The following is a 21880-nucleotide window of genomic DNA, read 5'->3' as shown; positions in this document are numbered from 1 at the left end:
GGAAAACTATCTATTTAAGAGCTAAGGTTTATGATTTTCGGTATGCATGCAATAGTTTCAAAGTAAATCAGACAGTTTTGGAAGTCCTGTTTGTGCGCCATTTTTAAGAGAAACTTTTGCTGAAACTTTATTACCGAGTTGTACACACTCCTCAAGATCATTACCATTAATTAATGCGTAGGCAAAACCACAAGTAAAACCATCGCCCATCCCAATCTTGTAAGTCATATTTTCGTTCTCTTCTCTTTGATATTTCATTTCTGTTCCGTTGTAATAAACTGTAGAATTGGTTTCATCACGTACAAAAAGTTTATTGAAATATTTTTTTAAAATAGATTCTAAATTCTCATCATCAAATATAAGAGAGAGCTCGTTACTTTTGGCAATAATAAAATCTGATTGATCTATAATGATTTGATTGATTTTTTTTCCTGGCGAAGCATAAAGCCCAACCATTTTACCGTTTAATTTGGCTTTCAAAACAGCGTGTTTTAATACCTCATCTGAAATTTCAAGCTGAAGGAGAACGAGGTCACATTCTTTTATGTGTTTATCTGCAGCATCGATATTTTGTGTGGTAAGACAGCTATTTGCGGCCGGAATTACCACGACCGAATAATCATTTTCTGCTTTTGTAACAAATGCACTTCCTGTAGATTCTAGGTCTGTTTCAGCAACAAAACCTACGTTCACTTCTTCATTTACGAGATTTCTCATAATCTGCTGACCTGCAGGATCCATCCCGATACAACCTACAAAATAAACATAAGCTCCCAAACGCGCCATTCCCACTGCCTGATTGGCACCTTTGCCTCCAAAAAAATGCTCAGAACTCTTTGCTGTCACAAATTCATTTGAAGCTGGCAGTTTGTTGGTTGTAACCATTTGATCTATAGAACAGCTTCCTATTACAACAATTTTTGGCTGGGATTTTGCAAATTTCATCTTCAAAATATTCGGTTTTATTCTCTGGTAAAAGTAAAACTTATATTATTGAATTTCAATAAATTCTGTAACTATTTTCACTGGAGAATTATTCTCATCAAAAGCGATATAACTGGCATAGAATCCCTCACCATATCCTGTTTCAAATGCGAAAATATTTCTAGGATGCTCATCATTTGGTTTTAAAAATGCAAACTGATCGATAGCTCCGTTTTCATCAAAGAAATGCTCATGGAAAAACTCTTCATAAATCCCCATAAAATCATCTCCTTTTCTTTGGAAAAGTTTCTGCTCAAGATCGTTGAGGCTATTTTGGCTTTCAAGATCCATAAAGCAACCCATTCCGCTTTCTACCGGATACCCAAAAACCTCTTCTTCAGCCAATTCTTTTACACTTTGTCCTTCGGTGGTAGCCATTTTCCAAATTGAAACTTTGGCATTGCTAAATACTATTTCTGCATAGGCAACACAATTGCTTTCTCTCTCTTTATGAAGCAAGACCAAAAATTCTCCTTTAGGAAAATCTGTAGTAAAAGCATGCATATCATTAGTTAAAACAGGATCACAAGCCACAATTTTACCGCTTGAAAGATGAATTTTTCCAACTTCAAAACTCTCCAGCAACGGACTTTCCACAAAGTCTTTTGAGAATAGTTTTTTTATATTTTCTAGGTGTGTCATTATTATAATTTGAAAATGAAAAAAAGTTGAGAATTTGAAAATTAATTTGTAATCTGTAATATCTTCAAACTATTTCATTTTCAAATTCTCAAATTATATTAGTTTAAAGATTTCAGTTTTTCTTCCAAAATTGTAATCTTATCAAGTGCATCTTTCTGTTTTTTGCGCTCAATTTCTACCACTTCCGGTTTTGCGTTGGCAACAAACTTTTCGTTGGATAATTTTTTATCTACAGAGATCAAGAAACCTTTTAGATATTTTACTTCTTCTTCGGTTTTGATTTTTTCTTCTTCCAAATCTAAGTTTTCACTTAAAGGAATTGAAATCTCAGTTGAACCAACTAAAAATGTAAAACTTGGTTTATCTGTTTTTGCTCCAAAATGAATTTGAGAAACGTTTGCTAATTTTTTAACAACAGGTTCATTTGCAAATTCTGATGCGTTCGTATAAAATTCTACAGTTTCTTTCGGAGAAATTCCTTTTGTTTGACGGTAATTTCTGATTCCTGAAATAATTTCCGATGCAGTTTCAAAGTTTTTAATGATGTCTTCATTAAATTTTTCTGCTTTTTTCTGTTGTGCAATTACCAAAGCTTCATCCACCTTTCTCTCTGAAATCAATTGCCAAATTTCTTCTGATTGAAAAGGCATAAATGGATGAACAAATTTCATTAATTCTTCAAAAAGCGCAACCGTTTTATTGTACACTTCTTTAGAAATTCCTTCTCCGTAATTTGGTTTAATTGCTTCCAGATAAGAACCGCAGAAATCGTCCCAAATCAATTTATAAAGCAAATGTAAAGCATCAGAAATTCTAAATTTTTCAAACTGATCGTCTATCTCTGCGATCGTTTTGTTTAATTTGTTTTCAAACCATTCAATTGCTTGCTTTTCTGTAGAGTTCGCAGGTTTATCTTCATGCTTCCACATGTTAATTAATCGAAATGCGCTCCATATTTTCGACATGAAATTTCTTCCCTGAACCATCAAATCTTCATCAAACAACAAGTCGTTTCCGGCAGCAGAGCTTAGCAAGCTTCCAACACGAACGCCATCTGCGCCGTATTGAGAAATTAAATCTAGAGGATCGGGTGAATTCCCCAATTGCTTAGACATTTTTCTTCTCTGCTTATCTCTTACAATCCCTGTAAAATAAACATTTTTAAAAGGAACTTCTCCTTTAAATTCTAATCCCGCCATAATCATTCTGGCAACCCAGAAAAAGATAATATCCGGACCTGTTACCAAATCTGAAGTCGGGTAATAATAATTGATATCTTTATTATCAGGATCAAGCAAGCCATCAAAAACAGACATTGGCCACAACCATGATGAAAACCATGTATCAAGAGCGTCTTCGTCTTGTTTTAAGTTGTTGGTTGTTAGTTGTTGATTGTTGGTTTTTTGCTTTGCAAGTTCTAATGCTTCTTCGATATTTTCCGCAACGACGAAATCATTTTCTCCGTCACCATAATAGAAGGCCGGAATTTGCTGTCCCCACCAAAGCTGACGAGAAATATTCCAGTCGCGGATATTTTCCATCCAATGTTTGTAGGTATTTTTAAATTTTTCAGGATAGAATTTCACTTCATCATCCATTACAACATCCAAAGCTGGTTTTGCTATATCAGACATCTTTAAAAACCACTGAACAGAAACTTTAGGCTCAATAACGGCACCCGTTCTTTCAGAAGTTCCTACTTTATTGACGTAATCTTCTGCTTTTAGTAAAAGATCATTTTCTTCTAATTCTTTTGCGATTTGCTTTCTTACATCAAATCTATTTTTGCCAGCATAATGTAAACCGTGATCATTTAGATTACCATCATCATCCAAAGAATCAATCATCTGGAGATTATGCTTTTGTCCGATTTCGTAATCATTGATATCGTGGGCCGGTGTAATTTTCAAAGCTCCCGTTCCGAACTCAATATCTACATATTCGTCTTCAATAATCGGAATCACTCTGTTTACGATGGGTACGATAACGTTTTTACCTTTCAAATGAGCATATCTCTCATCATTTGGATTGATACAAACCGCAGTGTCTCCAAAAATAGTTTCAGGACGTGTAGTTGCTACAGAAAGAAATTCTTCTGTACCTTCAATTTTATATTTAAGAAAATATAGTTTTCCGTTTTGTTCTTTGAAGATTACTTCTTCATCAGAAATATTAGTTTTCGCCTCCGGATCCCAGTTCACCATTCTGTATCCTCTATAGATAAGTCCTTTATTATAAAGATCTACAAAAGATTTGATGACTTGTTGAGACATTTTATCTTCCAAAGTAAAACGAGTTCTGTCCCAATCGCAAGAGCAACCTAATTTTTTCAGTTGTTCAAGAATGGTTCCTCCGTATTTATCAGTCCATTCCCATGCGTGTTTCAAAAATTCTTCACGAGTGATATCAGATTTATTGATTCCTTCAGATTTTAATTTAGCAACAACTTTCGCTTCAGTAGCAATAGAAGCGTGATCTGTTCCCGGCACCCAACAAGCATTGAAGCCCTGCATTCTTGCACGGCGAACCAAAACATCCTGAATGGTATTGTTCAACATGTGCCCCATGTGAAGAATTCCTGTGACGTTTGGTGGGGGAATTACAATCGTATAAGGTGGCTTTTCGTTGGGTTCTGAGTGGAAATATTTGTTTTCCAGCCAGTAATTGTACCATTTTTGTTCTATTTCCTGTGGATTATACTTTTCTGAAATTTGCATAAATTCTAATTTCTTTATCTTACAATTTGCAAAAATAGTTTAAAGTAAAAAAATGTAAGCACTAATTAAAATAATTTTTAACTTTGCTTTCGAAAATTTATCTAACAAACGTATTAACATTAAGAATATGAAAAACTTATTAGCAGGAATTGCTATGCTTGGAGCAGTTGCTTTTGCATCTGCACAAACAATTACTTTTGATCAAACTACTTTCGATTATGGCAACATAAAACCCGGATCTGAAGGAACAAGATTTTTCACTGTAAAGAATACTGGAGACAAGCCTTTGGTGTTGTCTAATGTAAAACCATCTTGTGGATGTACCACTCCGGAATGGAGCCAAGATCCTATTTTGCCAGGGAAATCTGCGAAAATAAAAGTAGGTTACAATACTGCATTAAACGGACCTTTTAATAAAATGATTGAGGTTTTCTCTAATGACCCTGCCAATAGCAGAACTGTAATCTACATCAAAGGAAATGTAGATGCTAACACTCCTGAACCAAAGCCGCTTACTGCTGAAGAATTGAAGGCTAAAGAGGTGGCAGAGCAAGAGGCAGCGAAAATTGCAGAAAAAGAGGCTAAAGTAGCAGAGAAATTAGCTAAGAAAGAAGCTAAAAAAGCAGCAAAATTAGCTAAAAAGGAAGCTAGAAAAGCAGCAAATTAATCTTCCAAAAAAAAATTATCAAAACCATCTCTCACCGGGATGGTTTTTTTATTACTTTAGTTTAAAATAATATAATAATGAATACTGACTTTTCGGACGAGTTTAAAATAACAAGCAAATTTTCAATTAAAAAAACAGAGACTTCTTATAAGGGAAAATTAACGAAAGAAGAAGGCCTTGAGATTATTACAAAAGAGAAAGAAAAACTTCGTGAGCTGCAGGAAAAACTCTATGCTGATGGAAGTAAATCTTTACTTGTGGTACTTCAAGCAATGGACGCGGCAGGAAAAGACAGTTTGATAGAACATGTTTTTGGAGGTGTAAACCCGCAAGGATGCAATGTAACGAGCTTCAAAACTCCTAGTAGCAAAGAATATTCACATGATTTTCTTTGGAGGCACTATTTAGCTGTTCCCCAAAAAGGAATGATCGGAATTTTTAACAGATCACATTATGAAAGTGTATTAGTCTGTAAAGTGCATCCAGAATACAATTTAAGCGAAAAAACTTGGGATTCTGCAGAAGCATTTGATGAAAAATTTTGGAGTAACAGATACGAAAGCATTAGAAATTTCGAAAAACATCTCACTAACAACGGAACAACCATCATCAAGATTTTTTTGAATGTTTCTAAAGACGAACAAAAGAAAAGGCTTCTAGACCGCATTAATGAACAAGAAAAAAACTGGAAATTTTCATCAGCAGATCTTCCCGAAAGAGCTTTGTTTGATCAATATATGAATTGCTACGAGACAGCGATCAACGAGACTTCAAAAGACAATGCAGCTTGGTATGTAATCCCTGCGGATAATAAATGGTTTGCAAGGTTGGCTGCCATTCAAATCATTATAGAAACTTTGGAAAATATGGATTTGAAATACCCTGTACTTTCTGAAGAAGACAAAAAAGATTTAGATGAGGCTAAAAAACATTTGGAAAACGAGTAAAATTAAAATAGACTGCTTTAGTTTTGAGCTATGAGTTTAAAACTCAATGCATGAATTTCTGAAATCTTGCTTGAAAAAAAATCACGAGAAAACCTATAAGCCGGATTCTGTATCCCAAAATAGGGACGCCTGTTATTTATCTACGTTGTACATTACTGCACAACTTGAGCTGATTACCCCTCGGTTTTCAGGACGGGCAGTCCCTATTTTCATTGCTGAAAAGCACCGATATACTTACCATTGCACCGCAAAGAGTTTACCTGGTTTCACTACAGCCGAACTGTACATACTTTCTGTTGCACTTGTCCTATCTTCACAGATGACGGATGTTATCCGCTTTGCTGCCCTATGGTGTCCGGACTTTCCTACCCTCAAAAAAATGAGAATCAACAGGCCAGTTTTCTCGTGGCTGCAAAGATAGATAATTTGAAAACCTGATGATGAGATAATTTGTTTTTTTTCTTAGAAAAACGATTGATTATTATTGTTTGATAAAAAGCTTTATTTATTTCCCGAAATGCTTGTAAGCAAAATTTTCTACTTGAAAAACCATACTTTTCTATGTTTGAAGTTTAAACGCTGCTTTCAAACGATTTTTTTTGAACTATTTATTAAAAATTGATAGTTTGATAAATAAGAGATAATCAATTCTGATTGTCCGCAATCCGTCATCATTGCAAACCCCTTGTATTCTTAGCTAAGTTTAGACCTTTACCGATAACTTTTATAAATTGTAATGAAATCGGTGAATTTTCATCTGCGAGCTTTAGAAACGGATGGTAATCACAAACAAAATTGTGAACTTTATATTAAGAATTGGCATTATGATTAATAACAGACAACCCAATATTCAATTTTCAAATTTGTAACCTTTCAAACTTTCAAATTATATCATATCTTCGTGGGATTGAAAAACTAAATTATTGACCAAGGAAAAAGAATTTGCGCATCTCATTAAAAATAATCAGGGATTGATTATTAAAGTGTCGCGTCTTTACACTAATTCTTTGGAAGATGAAGAAGATCTTTTTCAAGAAATTGTACTGCAACTCTGGAAAAGCTATGATTCATTTAAAGGAAATTCTAAAATTTCTACGTGGATGTACCGTGTGGCGCTCAATACCGCTATTACTTTATTCAGAAAAAAAAGCAAATCTTTACCTACGAACGAACTTGATATCAACCTTAGAGATTATGAGGAAGATAATGATGATAAACAGCAGCAAATTTCTCTATTATATCAAGTTATAAAAACTTTACCTAATGTAGAAAGGGCTATTGTGATGATGTATCTTGATGATCTTCCGTACAAAGATATAGCTGAAAATCTTGGTATTACTGAAGTAAATGCTCGTGTAAAAATGAACAGACTAAAAAAAATTCTTAAAGAAAAGATGGAAAAATATGCCTAATTTTGATTTAGACAACCTTAAAAGCACTTGGCAAAAACAACTTGTTGAAAACAAATATAACGACAATGAGATTCTAAAGATGCTCAATAAAAAATCGCGCAATTACATGAAATATATATTCTGGATTAGTGCGGCAGAGTTTCTTTTCTTCACGTTATTCGGGTTTTATTACATAATTCAGGATCAAGAATCGAGCTCACTCATGTCTTTGCTTCAAAATTTAGGCGTTGAAAAAAATGCCGAATTAAAAAACAGTCTAGAAAACATCTATTTATCCATCAAAATGGCTACACTTTTGGTTACAGGCTATTTTGTGGTTAAGTTTTATCAGAATTATAGAAAAATAAGAATTGAGGAAGATTTAAAAGCTTTTATAACGAGAATTATTAATTTCAAAAAGACTGTAAATACATTTATTATCATTAACATCATTCTTTTTATCACTTTTACGACTGTATTTACAGGTTTTGTGTTTTACGTAATCAATCATCAAAATATAAAATTAGAATCTTCTAATAAAACAGCATTTATTTTAGGAATTGTAATCAGCACATTATTATGCGTTGTTCTTATCTGGCTGTATTACAGATTGGTGTACGGAATCATCATGGGAAGATTAGATAAAAACCTTAATCAACTTAAAGAAATTGATTCTCAGGAAAGTTAAAAATTATTTAATTTTAACTTCTTAAAAATACATTACTTTTTATTTATTAATACTATTTTATAAGGATATTAAACCACTTCAATCGATATTCTTGAATTAATTCAATTTATTAAGAAATAAATTCAACTAATTTTTTAATAATAAAACCCGCCTCAGTAATGAGACGGGTTCTTTATTTTTTTATAATTCTTTTCTCAATCTTGCAACCGGAATATTAAGCTGTTCGCGGTATTTTGCAATTGTTCTTCTTGCAATATTGTACCCCTGTTCTTTCAGCATAACAACCAAAGCATCATCTGTGAGCGGTTTACGTTTATTTTCTTTACTAATTACTTCCTGAAGATGATGTTTAATTTCTTTGGTAGAAACTTCCTCACCGTCATCATTCGTTAAAGAATCTGAAAATAAATCTTTCAGATAAAGGATTCCGTTGGGTGTATCGGCATATTTACTTTTTACAACCCTTGAAATGGTAGAGATATCAAAACCTGTGATGTCTGCAATATCTTTTAAAATCATTGGCTTCAGAGACTTTTCGTCGCCAGTGATAAAATAGGCTTTCTGAAACTTTACAATAGCGTTGATGGTCTGTAACAAAGTATTCTGACGTTGATTGATGGCATCAATATACCATTTGGCAGCATCTAGTTTTTGTTTAATAAATAATGCAGCCTGCTTGTGTTCAGAAGATTTTTTGTCGTGAGAATAAGTAGACAAAATATCTTTATACTCTTCACTTACTCTCAACGTGGGTGCATTTTTGCTATTCAGCATCGGAATAACCAAACCATCTTTTACTTGAATCACAAAATCTGGTATAATTTCTTGATTAATTGTGATTGTTTGAGTATCAAAATTTCCACCAACTTTAGGAGATAGTTTTGAAATTTCTTCTAAAGCATTTTTTAAATCTTCTTCTTCAATATCATATTTCTGTATGATTTTGTTATAATGTTTGTTGGTAAGCGCATCAAACTGATTTCTAAGGATACTCGCTGCCAAAGAGATTGCTTTATCTGAACTCACTTTCTTCTCTATTTGCAAAAGAAGGCATTCTTGTAAACTTCTTGCCCCCACTCCCGACGGATCAAGCTTTTGAACGTAGTTTTCAAGTATATCATCTACCTTTTCTTTAGTAGTGTAAATCCCTTGTGAGAATGCCAAATCATCAACAATAGATTTCACTTCTCTTCTCAAATACCCATCAGTATCAAGATTTCCAATGATATATTCTGCAATTTTAAGGTCTTGCTCGGATATATTACTCAGACGCACTTGCTCATTAAGGTAATCGTATAGAGACTGCCCTTCAGTAAGCAAACTTTCATTATCAAAATCTTCGTCGTCTGCAGAGTAATTACTAGAAGCCGTTTTATAGTTGGGCTCATCATCATAAAGATATTGGTCTACATCAAAATCGGTTTCTATGCTTTCGTTGCCTTCGTTTTCGTATGTTGTTTCGTCAGCCGCCTCATATTCATCTTCTGTACCTTCTTCTTTGGCAATTTCTAATGCCGGATTTTCTTCAAGCTCACGTTCAAGTTCTTCTTCAAATTCCAGAGTATGAAGCTGAATCAACTTCATCAACTGAATTTGCTGTGGAGCTAGCTTTTGTCCTAATCTAAGTTGTAAATGTTGTTTTAGCATATTAATTCCGGTGTTTATAAAATCTTATTCTACGAATTTATAAAAAAAATTTGATAAAAATCACTTTTAGCACGATTTTTGATATAAAGACAGCATAATAAACTATTAGGAACTTCAAAAGCTTTAGCGACACGTCGTTAAGGCTTTTTCTATTTTAAAATGTAGGATTACAATATCGTTACTTTAAGAATAAATTAAAAATAATATTCCTCTTTCTTTTTTTCCAAATATAAAAAAAGCTCCAAAAACCTAAGATTTTCGGAGCTGAAATATATAATTTTATTTACATTAAATTAAAACTCTGCATTCTTTGGAGTTCTTGGGAAAGGGATAACGTCTCGAATGTTTGTCATTCCCGTTACAAAAAGAACGAGTCTTTCTAAACCAAGCCCAAAACCAGCGTGAGGAACCGATCCAAATCTTCTTGTGTCTAAATACCACCACAATTCGTGCTCATCAACATGCATTTCTGCCATTTTAGTTTTTAAAACGTCTAATCTTGCTTCTCTTTCAGATCCGCCAATAATCTCGCCGATTCCTGGGAAAAGTACATCCATTGCGGCCACGGTTTTATTATCATCGTTGAGCTTCATATAGAAAGCTTTTATTTCTTTTGGATAATCAAAAAGTACAACCGGGCATTCAAAATGTTTTTCAACCAAAAATCTCTCGTGCTCAGACTGAAGATCTGCGCCCCATTCTTCTATTGGATAAACAAATTTTCCTTTTTTATTTTCTTTTGAAATTAATAAAATTTCAATTGCTTCCGTATAAGAAACTCTCTTGAACCTTTTTGCGATAACATTCTCTAGTTTTTCTATCAAACCTTCTTTTGCTCTGTCTTTTTCCGGTTTAGATTTTTGCTCTTCCTCAAAACGTTTATCTAAGAATTCTAAATCGTCTTTGCAGTTGTCTAAAACATATCGGATAACATATTTCAGGAAATCTTCTGCCAAATCGATGTTGTCTTCTAAGTTATTGAAAGCAACTTCTGGCTCAATCATCCAGAATTCAGCTAAGTGACGAGTTGTATTTGAATTTTCTGCACGGAAAGTAGGTCCGAAAGTATAAATTCTCCCCAATCCCATTGCAGCAGTTTCCCCTTCAAGCTGTCCGGAAACTGTTAGGTTTGTCTTTTTCCCAAAGAAATCCTGAGCGAAATCAATATCGCCCTGCTCGTCTCTTGGAATATTATTTAAATCAAAGTTGGTCACCCCAAACATTTCGCCAGCTCCTTCTGCATCGGCTCCAGTTACTATAGGAGTATTGATGTAAAAAAACTGATTTTTATTAAAGAAAGAGTGTATCGCAAAACTCACGGCATGACGTACTCTGAAAACCGCTCCAAATAGATTGGTTCTAAATCTCAAATGCGCCTGCTCTCTCAACACTTCTAATGAGTGTTTTTTTGGCTGAAGAATAGTTTTATCTCTTTCTTCTGTAAAGTTATCCCCTAAAATTATAATTTTTTTGGCGATGATTTCTACAGTCTGTCCGGCTCCTTGGCTTTCTACCACTTCACCAACAACTTTTAATGATGAAGCTGTACTAATTTTACTTACAATTTCTGGATCGAAATTTTCGAAATCAACAACAATTTGCAAATTATTAATTGTAGAACCATCATTTAGCGCAATAAAGCGGTTTGAACGGAAGGCTCTTACCCAACCGTAAACTGTGATGTCATGATGTAATACTTTTTTGTAGTCTTGTAAGACTTCTTTAATCGTCTGCTTTTTCATTTGTTGATTGATAAATTTTTGTGTAAAAATTAATGTTTGCAAATTTACAAAAAACGAGGGAACTTTTGCTTGTTATGATTTAGGATTTAAATTAACATTTATTTTCTAGTGAATTGACTGATTTAATTAAAAAGTGTACTCTTTTTTCTCTGTTTCCCTTTCCTGATACTCCATGCGTGGTAACAACTTGGTACATCGTACTGCCACTTTGGAAGAATTAAAATAATCAAGATAACATCTATATGAGAAACTAATCCTAAAATAATTGCTAAATAAAATGCCCACCCTGCCTGTTGAAATCCTATTAAATAAGTAAAAGCAATGAGCAAACTCAATCCCCACAATTTTGAAAGCCATGCGTGAGTACAAGTTTCCTTTTTAAATTTAACCATACTTATTATATAGCATAAAGCTTCCATAATAAAAACAATTGCAATGCTTTGCCAATGGTATTTTATCACTTCAGGATTGATGAAATAGGCTGCAAAACCCAATGAGAGCCAAAACACCAAATCAACCTGGCTATCTAATCTTCGTAATTTTTCTGATGAAACACCGACTTTTCGGGCGATAATTCCGTCGAAAATATCTGTGAGCAAACCTATGAACATTAAGGTTAAAATTATAAATCTTGATTCTTCATCTTTTAAGTAAGCCAAAAAGAAAATAATTGGAGCAAAAAGAAAACGGATGGCTATTAATAGATAGGGTATATTTTTCATAATCATTATTTTTTTAAACGATTGTTAGCTTTTATTCATAATGCTAAATTTTAACGCAAAGGCTCTAAGAAAACTTTTTTATCATGTTCTGGTTTACTTAGAAACCATTTTAGTCCTGCTTTTACTTGATTTCGGTTGGCATACCTGTAATCTGCGTAGTAAATTGGCTGCCATTTTTGAGCATTAAAAAAGCTGTAAAAAAAACAATACGATACATAGGGTAATATTTTTCATGATTATTGTTTTTCAAATGTTAAATTATAATGATGTGTTTTCCAATCGCTCATTAAAACTGCAAATCCGTTACAAAAAAAGTAATTGCTTTGAATCTTCAAATTATTATTTTCATCAGCTCCCAATCTGGATTTTTGGATATTCCACCCTCCCAATACCAAAGGAATTAAGTCAATCATAAATCTTTTTTCTTTTAAATATAAATATCCGTCCTTCTTTAGTTTTACTCTCAAATTTTTGTTGAATACCGTTTTTTCGTTCTTAAAAACTATAACATTTAATCTATTTTTCTCAATCATTTGAAGTTTAACCTTAGTTTTTTTTGCATCGTATTTATCTTTCCAGTTAAACATATTAATATTCCGGTCAAAAACATCGGTAAGCATTCTTATATAAAAACTACTCCCTGAAGAAGGAAGATTCTCGTACGTTCCATTAATATTTTCTATATTATTCTTTTTGATAAAAGATTCGGGCGATTCTATATTTTTGAAACCTGCGCAATTCAATGTAAAAAGTAATAATGATAAATAAGGAATTAATTTTTTCATGATTTATTATTTTTAAACATTGTTGTCCGATAAAAATCGTAAACTAATTGATGAATCCTTTATTTTTAGGATAAATTGACAGGTCGCTCCTCTGGAGCTTTGTTTTTGTCAGCTTTACTTTTTTCTATTAACAGTACATCCCGATGGGATTAAATACGGCTCCATTAGGAGCAAACTGTTAATAGAAAGTAATCTTTATTATAAATTAAGCTCCTTAGGAGTGACATGTTAATTTTATTTTAGTTTTTATCGGACAACAATGATTTTCAAATTATACCTCAAAGCTAATCTTGAAAACCATTTTCATCAATGCGAAAAAAAATTAAAATAAATATCTACATTTGTGAAAATCGCAAATCAGTATGAATCAGGAAATTCTACTCAAACAAATCAGAAAGAAAATCGGAGATAAATCTTTGAACGATGAGATTGCCAATATTCTCAATATTAGTTATGACGCTGCACATCGAAGAACTTCAATGAAAGCAAAATTTAGTTTTGAAGAAGCTGTAGAATTGGCAAAATACTATCAGATTTCGCTCGATCAGTTTTTGGGAACAGAAAACCAATTGGTGGTTAAAAGAACAAAACCCGTAAAAACTCAGGAAGATTTATTATATTTTTTTGAAAGTTCACTGAAGATATTAAATGTTTTTCAGAGCATCAATCAATCAAAAGTATATTATTCGGCAAAGGATATTCCTTTTTTTTACACGATTTCAAATACAATCCTTTCACGCTTCAAATTTTATGTTTGGATGAATCTTTTGAATGAAGATAAATTCTTAGGACCATTCGAAGATTTTGATCTTCCTTATCATTCTCCGAAAAATGAAATGCTGAAAGATTTATATGAAAGCCAGAATGTAACAGAAGTTTGGAATGACACCACAATTATGAGTATTTTAATGCAGGTTTCTTTTTATTCGGAAATGGGACTTTTGAAATATCAAGATATTGTATTGATTTTGGATGAAGTGAAATGCGTTCTGCAAAATATAGAATATAAAATTCAGCATAATCCTGATTTCAATTTTTATGTAAATGATTTGGTAATTTTAAGCAATACTATATTGTTTAAAAACGAATACCAATCCTCATTTTTTATCCCTTTCAATATGTTTGGCTACATGATGACGAACGATGAAAACACCTGCAATGATACTTTAATCTATTTTGAACATGAAATTAAAAACTCGAAATCTCTGAATAGTTCAGGTAACAGAGAAAGAAAAATGTTTTTTAATAAAATGTATGCCCAAATTGACACTTTGCTAGAAAGGTTGGGTAGGTAGTTGGGTAGGAAAGTTTTAGAATTGGGGAGTTTGAGGAATTTTGAGTTTCATTTTATTCGAAAAATTTTTAAAATTTATTACTCATCTTTCTTCGAAGGAACCAAGAAAACATCAATCAAACCTTCCGGAACTTGCATTTTGATGAATCTTTCTTCACGGTTAACCTCAAGAATCCAATCTTTAATCAACGGAATTACTACTTCTTTTCCTTCCAAATTGGTCACAAAATAATTTTGAGCTGTTTGATCATTTACGGATCTTATAACACCGCAACTGCTACCAAACTCATCAAAAATTTCATATCCAATGATTTCATGGTAATAAAATTGTTTTCCGGTAAGTTGTGGCAAACTAGCCAAAGGAAGATATACATTTTTACCTAAAGATTGATCTACTACGGCTTCAGATGAGTTTTTGAAAGCAATATTCAATGCATCAAGTTTACTCCAAGAAGACTTTTCTATAAAAAAAGGCACCAACAAACCATTGATTTCTACAAAAATAGAATCCAGTTTTTTGTAAATTTCTGGCTGATCTGTATCAAGCTTTAAGATTACGTTTCCGGCAAGACCGTGTCTGCGTGTGATTTTTCCTAATAAATAGCAGTCTTCTTTTTTCATTGTATAAATATAAGAAACCTTCAAGATTTTAAAAACCTTGAAGGTTTTAATTAAAAAAGACACGAAAAAATCGTGCCTTTGTCTTTTATTTCTAGAAAGATTAAGCTTGAGTTTCCTCAGTTCCTTCCGCTTCTGCAGTTGGCTCTTCAGTATTTTCTGCAACTTCTTCTACAGCAGGTGCGTTTGCAGCCTCTTCAGCAGCTTTAGCATCAGCCTCAACTTGTGCAGCAGCAGCTACTCTAGCTTCGTTTACTTTAACTTCAGCATCAAGAGCCGCTTTTTTAGCATCAGCCTTAGCTGTAGATAAACCTTCTACTTTCCCTTGTACTTTAGCATCTTTTTCAGACAACCAAGCATTGAATCTCTTCTCAGCTTCAGCCTCATCAAAAGCACCTTTAGCAACACCACCTTGTAAATGTTTTTTGTAAAGAGCTCCTTTGTAAGAAAGAATTGCTTTAGCCGTATCAGTTGGCTGAGCTCCTTTATTTAACCATTCTACAGCAGAATCAACGTTCAAATCGATTGTAGCAGGGTTAGTAATTGGGTTGTAAGTTCCGATCTTTTCGATGAATCTACCATCTCTTCTTGATCTTGAATCTGCAACTACGATGTGAAAAAAAGGTTTACCTTTAGATCCGTGTCTTTGTAATCTGATTTTTACTGACATAATGTTTGAATTTTATGGGAACTCGTCCCGATTAAATATTTAAGTGTGCAAAGATAATAAAAATTTTCTATTCTAAAAATTTTTGTTGAAAGCTTCTAGTATTGCGTCGTTCTTGAGTTCTTCTTCTCAGAACAATTTTTTAGGAGCCAGGAACCTGCTTTTCCGCTGTATCTTTTTCGCCAAGGCTTTTTTCAAGCCCGAACAAAAAAGGATGTCGCTGCAATCAGGGCTATATCGCAACTTTGCTACCAATTTTTGATTAAAAATTATTCAACCATTCCCATATAAAAAAGCCCTAAACACTTTTGATTTTCTTCAATCGTTAAAGAATCTTTCAGGTTTTCAACAATTTTCGGTGAACTCCAGTAGCAGCCTACTCCATTTGCCGTACAAGCGAGATACATATTTTGTACAGCCATAGAAACGGCTGCTATTTCTTCCCACTCCGGTACCATTCCGCTGAAATTGACCACGATGGAAGCTACTGCATCAGCTTTATTGATTTTAAAACCAATATCCTGATATTTTTTCTCTAAAAAAACTTGGGGAGCTTGTGTAGACTTATAAATCTCCTGCATTTCTAAAGCTAATTTCGCTTTTTCTTCGCCTTTGAAAATTTTAAAACGCCACGGTTTTGTTCTCTTATGATTGGGAGCTAAAGTCGCCGAATGAAGGATTTCGTCTATGATTTCCTGAGAGATTTCTTTTTCAGTATAATCTTTAGGAAAAACACTTCTTCTTTGCTCTATAATTTCTTTTAAAACTGCTGCTTTATTCATGAAGACAAAATTAAGGAAAAAGTAGATGGGTAAATGTGTATGGATTATATTTTTGTTACTGAAAATTTAGATTTCTCTATCATAAATCCTAGATTGAAACTCATCATTTATAACTCATAATTCTCTTACAGAATCTCTTCTATCTTTTGATGAATTTTATTGAGCGTAAAATCTTCTCCGGCTTTCATACCCATTATTTTTTGAGCCATTGGGCTTTCTGGGGAAATTGCGTAGAAGCGGTCGCCTCCAAAGAAAAACTCCCCCAAAGAAACCGAAATATAAAAACGGGCTTTATTGGTGATGACCAAAGAACCTAATTTAGCATGTTCAGACTCAGAATTCAATACTTTTTTCATCTGTTGCTGCATCGTTCTTAAGTTGGCCATCTGTTTATCTAAATGGTAAATTTCTTCCTGCATTTCCTCTCGTATAGAATCATATTTTGAAGTTTTCTTGATTTCCCGACTGGCTTCCAAAGTAAAATTCAAATAAAATTCCAAAGTTTTTACCTTCCCTGAAATCATGTCTCTTACAAAAATTCTTATTTCATTTTTATTGTAAACCGCCTTCTGCATACATCTTAATCTTTACATAAAGATACTATTTTAATTTAAAAACGGATTTAGAATTTTTAAATCATCAAGCACATTCAAAAATTTCAAAAACCTTAAAAAGCTATACCACTTTACCTTTAAATAAAAAAAAACTGCTTCCAAAAATTTGAAAACAGGGTTTAATGTACATACGGTCATTCTATTTTTCAACCAAAGCTTTCAGGTTTTCAAAACCATTACCGTAAGATTTTCCCATTTGGTAATCCATCATCGGTCTTAAGATTTTCATCCACGTTTCTTGTTTTGTATCCATACTCCAAGTTACTTTTGTGGTATTTCCCTGTGCCGTCAAAACGATGTCAGAAATCGCTTGTCCTGCAAAAGGTCTTTTAAAAATCATTTCAGTACGCTGTCTTTCGTTGGCAATAGTTTCTTTGATTTCTTGGCATCCTGCTCCTGCGTCATCATTTTTACTGTCCCAGCAATATTTATCGCCCACTTCTCCGGGGTTACCACTGTAATTGATCATCATTTTTTCATCGAGTTCCATCCACGGATTCCATTCGTTGAAAGATTTCATTGTGCTTATTTTCTGCCATACTTTTTCTTTTGGTGCATTTATTACGATAGATTTTTCATAATGATAATTTTCTCCAAAGGCCACCATTGCAAAGATTGCATATACAACAAAAAAGAGAATAATTCCACCGAAGATTTTTAAGATTTTTTTCATAGTTTGATTTTTAAGTACAATTCAAAAATATATCTTTTTAATGTAAATTATCTTTTCCTATGACAAGATAATTTGTGAATGAGCATTTTTGTCACACATTTTTATAAGGCATCGTTTTTGAGAATTAATTTCTATTAAATTTACAATTAAAAATAAACCAATGCGTATTTTATCCGAAAAATTCCACACACCATATCATTCAGCTCCATTTGATCAGATTAAAAATGAAGATTTTCTTCCTGCTTTTAGAGAATTAATTCAGAAATCTGAAGAAGAAATTAATTCTATCGTTCATAATCCTAGTGAACCTACTTTTGAAAACATTATTGAAGCTTTGGCTTTTTCGGGCGAACAGCTGGACAGAGTTTCCAATATCTTTTTCAATTTAAATTCAGCGGAAACCAGCGACGAACTGCAGCAAATAGCTCAGGAAGTTTCTCCCATTTTAACAGAATATTCTTCTAAAATTTCTCAAAACGAAGCTTTATTTAATAAAATAAAAAAAGTTTACGACGCAAAAGAAAAACACAATCTGAATGAAGAACAGCAAATGCTTTTGGATGAAACATATAAAGGTTTTGTGAGAAGCGGTGCACTTTTAAACAAAGAAGACAAAGAAAAACTAAAGAAAATCAGCATGGATTTATCTTTAAAATCTCTTCAGTTTGGGCAAAATGTTTTAGCATCCACCAATTCTTATTACAAACACATCACCAAAAAAGAAGATTTGGCAGGAATTCCCGAAGCCATTATAGCACAATATGCTGAAGAAGCCAAAGACAAAAATCTAGAAGGCTGGGTGGTAACTTTGCAGTACCCAAGCTATATCCCATTCATGACCTATGCAGAAAATCGTGAATTGAGAAAAGAATTGGCTTTGGCAAACGGAAAAAAATCTTTTGACGGCGGCGAATTTGATAATCAAAATTTAATTAAAGAACTTCTCAATTTAAAACAAAAAAAAGCTGAACTTTTAGGCTATCAAAATTACGCAGATTATGTTTTGGAAGAAAGAATGGCAAAATCTCCAACCAAAGTAATCAGCTTTTTAAACGAACTTTTAACCAAAGCAAAACCGTACGCCGAAAAAGAAATAGTAGAACTAAAATCTTTAGCTAAAGCCGACGGAATAGAAGAAATGCAAGCTTACGACCACGCTTTTTACGCCGAAAAACTCCGTAAAGCAAAATACGATCTGAATGATGAAGAATTAAAACCCTATTTCCCTTTAGAACAAGTGCAGGAAGCTGTTTTTGGATTATCTAAACAACTTTTCGGACTTACTTTTGTGGAAAGAAACGACATCCCGAAATACCATGAAGATGTGAAGGTGTTTGAGGTTTGGGAGAATGAAGGTGGGAAGATGAATGATGAAAGTCTGGAGAAGGAAGCCAATAGCCAAAAGCCAGAAGCCAAGTTCAAAGCCTTGCTTTATGTAGATTATTTCCCGAGAAAAGGGAAACGAGCTGGTGCATGGATGACGAGTTACAAAAATCAGTACAAGAAAGATGGTGAAAATTCTCGTCCGCATATTTCTATTGTGTGCAATTTCAGCAAACCAACGAAAGATACGCCGAGCCTATTGACGTTTCAGGAAGTAACCACTTTGTTTCACGAGTTTGGTCATGCGCTACACGGAATGATGGCAAACACGCAATACCCTAGCCTTTCCGGAACTTCTGTGAAATGGGATTTTGTAGAATTACCTTCTCAGTTTCTAGAAAACTTCTGCTACGAACCAGAATTCTTGAAAACTTTTGCCAAACATTATACAACCAGCGAAGTTTTACCAAACGAAAAAATAGAAAAAATAGCTCAGTCTAAAAATTTCATGGAAGGCTATCAAACGATGAGACAGCTTGGCTTCGGGATTCTAGATATGTATTACCATTCAAAAGTTGATGAATTGGAAAACCTGAGTGTGAAAGAATTTGAAGACAATTACACAAAAGCAACCCAGCTCTATCCTGTAAACCCTGATACAGCCATGAGCCCTAGTTTTTCACACATTTTCCAGGGTGGATATTCTGCGGGATATTATTCTTACAAATGGGCCGAAGTTTTGGATGCTGATGCTTTTCAATACTTTAAAGAAACCGGAATTTTCAATCCTGAAACAGCAGCAAAATTCAAGGTTCTTCTTTCTTCGGGCGGCACCAAAGATCCTATGGAACTGTATAAAAACTTCAGAGGAAGCGAACCAAAAGTAGAGAGTTTGCTGAAGAGAGCGTTTGGATAGGTAATTGTAACAAACGAAATCTGAGACTTGGTAACTACTGTCATTTTTAAACAAAACCTACGAATTGTAAATAATTTCGTAGGTTTTAAATAAAAATCAATCCAGCCTCTCAGTCGCTTACTTTTATGTTTTCTGATTGTCTGTAATCTCTCATAATTGATAACCCTCTGTATTCTTTCCTAAGTTTACGTTTTTACCTATAATTTTAAAAAATTTTAATAGAATCGGTCAATTTTCATCTGCGAGCCTTAAAAACTGGTAGTCGTTTAAAAAAAATGAAGTTTGCGCTAAAATTTGGCGTTACGATTATTAACGTACAATCAAAATTTATTTTGTGTTAAAATCATCTAAAAACAATGCCTAAGAGCAATTTTTCACAAACTATCCAGAGGCGATTTCACATTTCTGGTGTGCTTATCGGTAACGTTCGTATAGATCAAAGTCGTTTTAATATCATTGTGACCCAATAATTTCTGAATGAGCGAAATATCGGTACCCAATTCTAAAAGATGAGTGGCATAGCTGTGACGTAAACTGTGAATACCTACCGTTTTTCGAATTCCCGCTTTGTTCATTGCAATTTTAAAAACAGATTGCGCACTTCTCACAGAATATTTTCCGCCAAATTGCCCTTCGAAAAGATATATTTTAGGTTGATAGCATTTATAATATTGGCGAAGTTCTTCAATAATTGATTCAGGTAAATTGACGTATCGATCTTTTTTTCCTTTTGTACGAGCAATTAAAACGCGCATCGCTTTGCTGTCTATATCTTCAATTTTTATATTAACAATTTCACTTACCCGCAAACCCATACCGTAACACATTTTTAGAATTAATTGGTGTTTCGAATTTTCAGTTGCAGCGATAATTTTCGAAATTTCTGCTGTATTTAAAGCTTTCGGCAACAATAATGGTTTTTTGGGACGCGGTATATCGATGAACATTTTTTGCCGGTGCAGAACTTGTTCAAAATAAAATTTTATTGCGTTGATTCTGCTTTGAAGATGATTTTCGGAAATATTTAATTTTTCGATGCAATACAAAAAATAACTTTTTAATCGCTCTTCTGTCATACTTTCAACCGGATGCGATTTTAAAACATACAGCAATTGAGCAAATTCTACAGAATAGGTACGAATTGTATTTTCACTGTATGCTTTTAATTTGAGTTGATTGATAAACTTTTGAAACTGCTGCCAATTTTCAGGGGCAATTTTAGTGATCGCTTCTTTGCCTACAACAGAAAATTCTAAACCCAACAACTTTCTATAATTCTTACTATCTGCAACATACCAACTTTTTTGCGACTGTGACCATTTCGGTTTTGAATATTTTTTCAGCAGTGCAATACTTTCTTTCTTGTAAGGAAACTTGACCCAAATAATATTTTTACCATGATGAGTTCCTATTTCAAAATGAAAAATTTCGGGATCAAAAACCAACTGCGTATTTTCAGTATCCATATCTGCGTATTTTAAATATTATTAATGTAAATTTAATTAATTACAATTAAATAAACTACATAAATCACTGATAATGTGAGAAATAATTTTATAATATTTTTTTTGTCCATTATGAAAACTTGCGTATATTTGAGAGATGTGCAAAAGTCTCCGCTCCGCTCCGCCTTTTGCACATCGTCGCGCGGATTTCATCCGCAGATGTGTCAAAGTTCTCCGCTGCGCTGCGACCTTCAACACATCTGCGGATTGGCAAAATTCCATTTTCTTTTGTAACTTCGTTACAACAAAAATGAAACTTCGCCAATCCGCGCGACGTTAGCGGTCATTGTAAATGTACAAGCATTAAACGCCCGACAAAAAAACTAACACTTCGTTGGTCTTGTTAATTATTTTTCGCAACTCGACATTGACGTCTTAAACTTTGTTTATATTTGTGCCATTATGAGGCAATAATATTTTCATAGCGTTCTACGCTTTTTTTCTTAACCAAATCTGGTTGATGTAAATCGTCAGCAAAAAGTGGACTGATTTAGTTCAAAACTAAGAGAGTGTTTTCAAAATCCTTAAATTTGAATTATTATGAAAACACCCAAGA

At 33.4% G+C, this 21880-nt stretch carries 19 protein-coding genes and 1 other RNA gene; 6 read left to right on the top strand and 14 right to left on the bottom strand.

Translation table 11 applies throughout. The features are described from left to right. Positions 1-57 precede the first annotated feature (57 nt). From BW939_RS12865 to BW939_RS12855, 3 genes are all read right to left on the bottom strand, one after another. Positions 58-945 carry a PfkB family carbohydrate kinase gene (locus tag BW939_RS12865; protein ID WP_076452425.1) on the bottom strand — a complete coding sequence of 296 codons (888 nt, stop codon included), beginning with the start codon at positions 943-945 and terminating at the stop codon, positions 58-60. A gap of 45 nt (positions 946-990) precedes the next feature. Further along, positions 991-1626 (bottom strand): DUF4241 domain-containing protein, encoded by a 636-nt coding sequence (locus tag BW939_RS12860; protein WP_076452424.1) that lies wholly within the window; start codon positions 1624-1626, stop codon positions 991-993. Positions 1627-1724: 98 nt separating this feature from the next. After that, positions 1725-4343 (bottom strand): valine--tRNA ligase, encoded by a 2619-nt coding sequence (locus BW939_RS12855; protein WP_076452423.1) that lies wholly within the window; start codon positions 4341-4343, stop codon positions 1725-1727. A gap of 127 nt (positions 4344-4470) precedes the next feature. On the opposite strand from BW939_RS12855, the gene BW939_RS12850 reads away from it, so the two are divergent. Together BW939_RS12850 and BW939_RS12845 are read left to right on the top strand one after the other, a co-directional pair. Then, positions 4471-5010, top strand: coding sequence for a DUF1573 domain-containing protein (locus BW939_RS12850; protein ID WP_076452422.1), 540 nt, complete (start codon positions 4471-4473; stop codon positions 5008-5010). 77 nt (positions 5011-5087) lie between these two features. After that, a complete protein-coding gene (locus tag BW939_RS12845; RefSeq protein ID WP_076452421.1) occupies positions 5088-5957 on the top strand; it encodes a polyphosphate kinase 2 family protein in 870 nt (289 codons plus the stop codon). 80 nt (positions 5958-6037) lie between these two features. Here the strand turns inward: BW939_RS12845 and rnpB are convergent. Continuing rightward, positions 6038-6363, bottom strand: an RNA gene (gene rnpB / locus BW939_RS12840) — RNase P RNA component class A. 517 nt (positions 6364-6880) lie between these two features. Between rnpB and BW939_RS12835 the strand changes: the two genes are divergently transcribed. Beyond that, positions 6881-7369, top strand: a complete 489-nt coding sequence (locus BW939_RS12835) for an RNA polymerase sigma factor (RefSeq protein ID WP_076452420.1) — start codon at positions 6881-6883, stop codon at positions 7367-7369. 106 nt (positions 7370-7475) lie between these two features. Further along, positions 7476-8036 (top strand): beta-carotene 15,15'-monooxygenase, encoded by a 561-nt coding sequence (locus BW939_RS12830; protein WP_228417236.1) that lies wholly within the window; start codon positions 7476-7478, stop codon positions 8034-8036. A 180-nt stretch (positions 8037-8216) separates the two neighbouring features. Here the strand turns inward: BW939_RS12830 and rpoN are convergent, their stop codons facing one another. The 4 genes from rpoN to BW939_RS12810 form a co-directional block, all read right to left on the bottom strand. Continuing rightward, positions 8217-9683: an RNA polymerase factor sigma-54 gene (rpoN, locus tag BW939_RS12825; RefSeq protein ID WP_076452418.1), complete on the bottom strand. Its 1467-nt coding sequence runs from the start codon at positions 9681-9683 to the stop codon at positions 8217-8219. Between the two features lie 293 nt (positions 9684-9976). Next, positions 9977-11425 (bottom strand): asparagine--tRNA ligase, encoded by a 1449-nt coding sequence (gene asnS / locus BW939_RS12820; protein WP_076452536.1) that lies wholly within the window; start codon positions 11423-11425, stop codon positions 9977-9979. A gap of 122 nt (positions 11426-11547) precedes the next feature. Next, complete coding sequence (locus BW939_RS12815) at positions 11548-12147, bottom strand: CDP-alcohol phosphatidyltransferase family protein (protein WP_076452417.1); 600 nt, start codon at positions 12145-12147, stop codon at positions 11548-11550. A 236-nt stretch (positions 12148-12383) separates the two neighbouring features. Then, on the bottom strand, positions 12384-12932 hold the full coding sequence (locus BW939_RS12810; RefSeq protein WP_076452416.1) for a hypothetical protein: 549 nt from the start codon (positions 12930-12932) through the stop codon (positions 12384-12386). Positions 12933-13294: 362 nt separating this feature from the next. On the opposite strand from BW939_RS12810, the gene BW939_RS12805 reads away from it, so the two are divergent. Next, entirely contained in the window at positions 13295-14227 is a 933-nt protein-coding gene (locus BW939_RS12805) for a helix-turn-helix domain-containing protein (protein ID WP_076452415.1), read from the top strand. Positions 14228-14304: 77 nt separating this feature from the next. On the opposite strand, the gene rimM is transcribed toward BW939_RS12805, so the two are convergent. From rimM to BW939_RS12780, 5 genes are all read right to left on the bottom strand, one after another. After that, positions 14305-14847, bottom strand: coding sequence for a ribosome maturation factor RimM (gene rimM / locus BW939_RS12800; protein WP_076452414.1), 543 nt, complete (start codon positions 14845-14847; stop codon positions 14305-14307). Positions 14848-14947: 100 nt separating this feature from the next. Further along, on the bottom strand, positions 14948-15514 hold the full coding sequence (locus BW939_RS12795) for a 30S ribosomal protein S16 (RefSeq protein WP_076452413.1): 567 nt from the start codon (positions 15512-15514) through the stop codon (positions 14948-14950). A gap of 266 nt (positions 15515-15780) precedes the next feature. Beyond that, complete coding sequence (locus BW939_RS12790) at positions 15781-16293, bottom strand: nitroreductase family protein (RefSeq protein WP_076452412.1); 513 nt, start codon at positions 16291-16293, stop codon at positions 15781-15783. Between the two features lie 125 nt (positions 16294-16418). After that, the gene (locus BW939_RS12785; protein ID WP_076452411.1) at positions 16419-16868 is read right to left on the bottom strand and encodes a hypothetical protein; all 450 of its coding nucleotides are present in this window, start codon (positions 16866-16868) and stop codon (positions 16419-16421) included. 178 nt (positions 16869-17046) lie between these two features. After that, the gene (locus BW939_RS12780; RefSeq protein WP_076452410.1) at positions 17047-17580 is read right to left on the bottom strand and encodes an SRPBCC family protein; all 534 of its coding nucleotides are present in this window, start codon (positions 17578-17580) and stop codon (positions 17047-17049) included. A 160-nt stretch (positions 17581-17740) separates the two neighbouring features. On the opposite strand from BW939_RS12780, the gene BW939_RS12775 reads away from it, so the two are divergent. Then, entirely contained in the window at positions 17741-19819 is a 2079-nt protein-coding gene (locus BW939_RS12775) for a M3 family metallopeptidase (RefSeq protein ID WP_076452409.1), read from the top strand. Between the two features lie 374 nt (positions 19820-20193). Here BW939_RS12775 and BW939_RS12770 read toward each other — a convergent pair whose 3' ends face one another. Continuing rightward, on the bottom strand, positions 20194-21285 hold the full coding sequence (locus tag BW939_RS12770; protein WP_228417234.1) for a tyrosine-type recombinase/integrase: 1092 nt from the start codon (positions 21283-21285) through the stop codon (positions 20194-20196). Between the last annotated feature and the right edge of the window lie 595 nt (positions 21286-21880).

The organism is Chryseobacterium piscicola (genome assembly GCF_900156685.1).
GTDB classification, from domain to species: domain Bacteria; phylum Bacteroidota; class Bacteroidia; order Flavobacteriales; family Weeksellaceae; genus Chryseobacterium; species Chryseobacterium piscicola.
Note: the sequence above shows the minus strand (reverse complement) of the source record. Positions and strands in the feature narration are given on the sequence as shown.

Coding starts and splice junctions, on each gene's coding strand:
- BW939_RS12805 (WP_076452415.1), top strand. CDS start 13,295: ATGAATCAGGAAATTCTACTCAAACAAATCAGAAAGAAAATCGGAGAT.
- BW939_RS12790 (WP_076452412.1), bottom strand. CDS start 16,293: ATGAATAAAGCAGCAGTTTTAAAAGAAATTATAGAGCAAAGAAGAAGT.
- BW939_RS12785 (WP_076452411.1), bottom strand. CDS start 16,868: ATGCAGAAGGCGGTTTACAATAAAAATGAAATAAGAATTTTTGTAAGA.
- BW939_RS12795 (WP_076452413.1), bottom strand. CDS start 15,514: ATGTCAGTAAAAATCAGATTACAAAGACACGGATCTAAAGGTAAACCT.
- BW939_RS12865 (WP_076452425.1), bottom strand. CDS start 945: ATGAAATTTGCAAAATCCCAGCCAAAAATTGTTGTAATAGGAAGCTGT.
- BW939_RS12770 (WP_228417234.1), bottom strand. CDS start 21,285: ATGGATACTGAAAATACGCAGTTGGTTTTTGATCCCGAAATTTTTCAT.
- rimM (WP_076452414.1), bottom strand. CDS start 14,847: ATGAAAAAAGAAGACTGCTATTTATTAGGAAAAATCACACGCAGACAC.
- BW939_RS12860 (WP_076452424.1), bottom strand. CDS start 1,626: ATGACACACCTAGAAAATATAAAAAAACTATTCTCAAAAGACTTTGTG.
- BW939_RS12850 (WP_076452422.1), top strand. CDS start 4,471: ATGAAAAACTTATTAGCAGGAATTGCTATGCTTGGAGCAGTTGCTTTT.
- BW939_RS12830 (WP_228417236.1), top strand. CDS start 7,476: ATGAAATATATATTCTGGATTAGTGCGGCAGAGTTTCTTTTCTTCACG.
- BW939_RS12815 (WP_076452417.1), bottom strand. CDS start 12,147: ATGAAAAATATACCCTATCTATTAATAGCCATCCGTTTTCTTTTTGCT.
- BW939_RS12845 (WP_076452421.1), top strand. CDS start 5,088: ATGAATACTGACTTTTCGGACGAGTTTAAAATAACAAGCAAATTTTCA.
- BW939_RS12775 (WP_076452409.1), top strand. CDS start 17,741: ATGCGTATTTTATCCGAAAAATTCCACACACCATATCATTCAGCTCCA.
- rpoN (WP_076452418.1), bottom strand. CDS start 9,683: ATGCTAAAACAACATTTACAACTTAGATTAGGACAAAAGCTAGCTCCA.
- asnS (WP_076452536.1), bottom strand. CDS start 11,425: ATGAAAAAGCAGACGATTAAAGAAGTCTTACAAGACTACAAAAAAGTA.
- BW939_RS12780 (WP_076452410.1), bottom strand. CDS start 17,580: ATGAAAAAAATCTTAAAAATCTTCGGTGGAATTATTCTCTTTTTTGTT.
- BW939_RS12855 (WP_076452423.1), bottom strand. CDS start 4,343: ATGCAAATTTCAGAAAAGTATAATCCACAGGAAATAGAACAAAAATGG.
- BW939_RS12810 (WP_076452416.1), bottom strand. CDS start 12,932: ATGAAAAAATTAATTCCTTATTTATCATTATTACTTTTTACATTGAAT.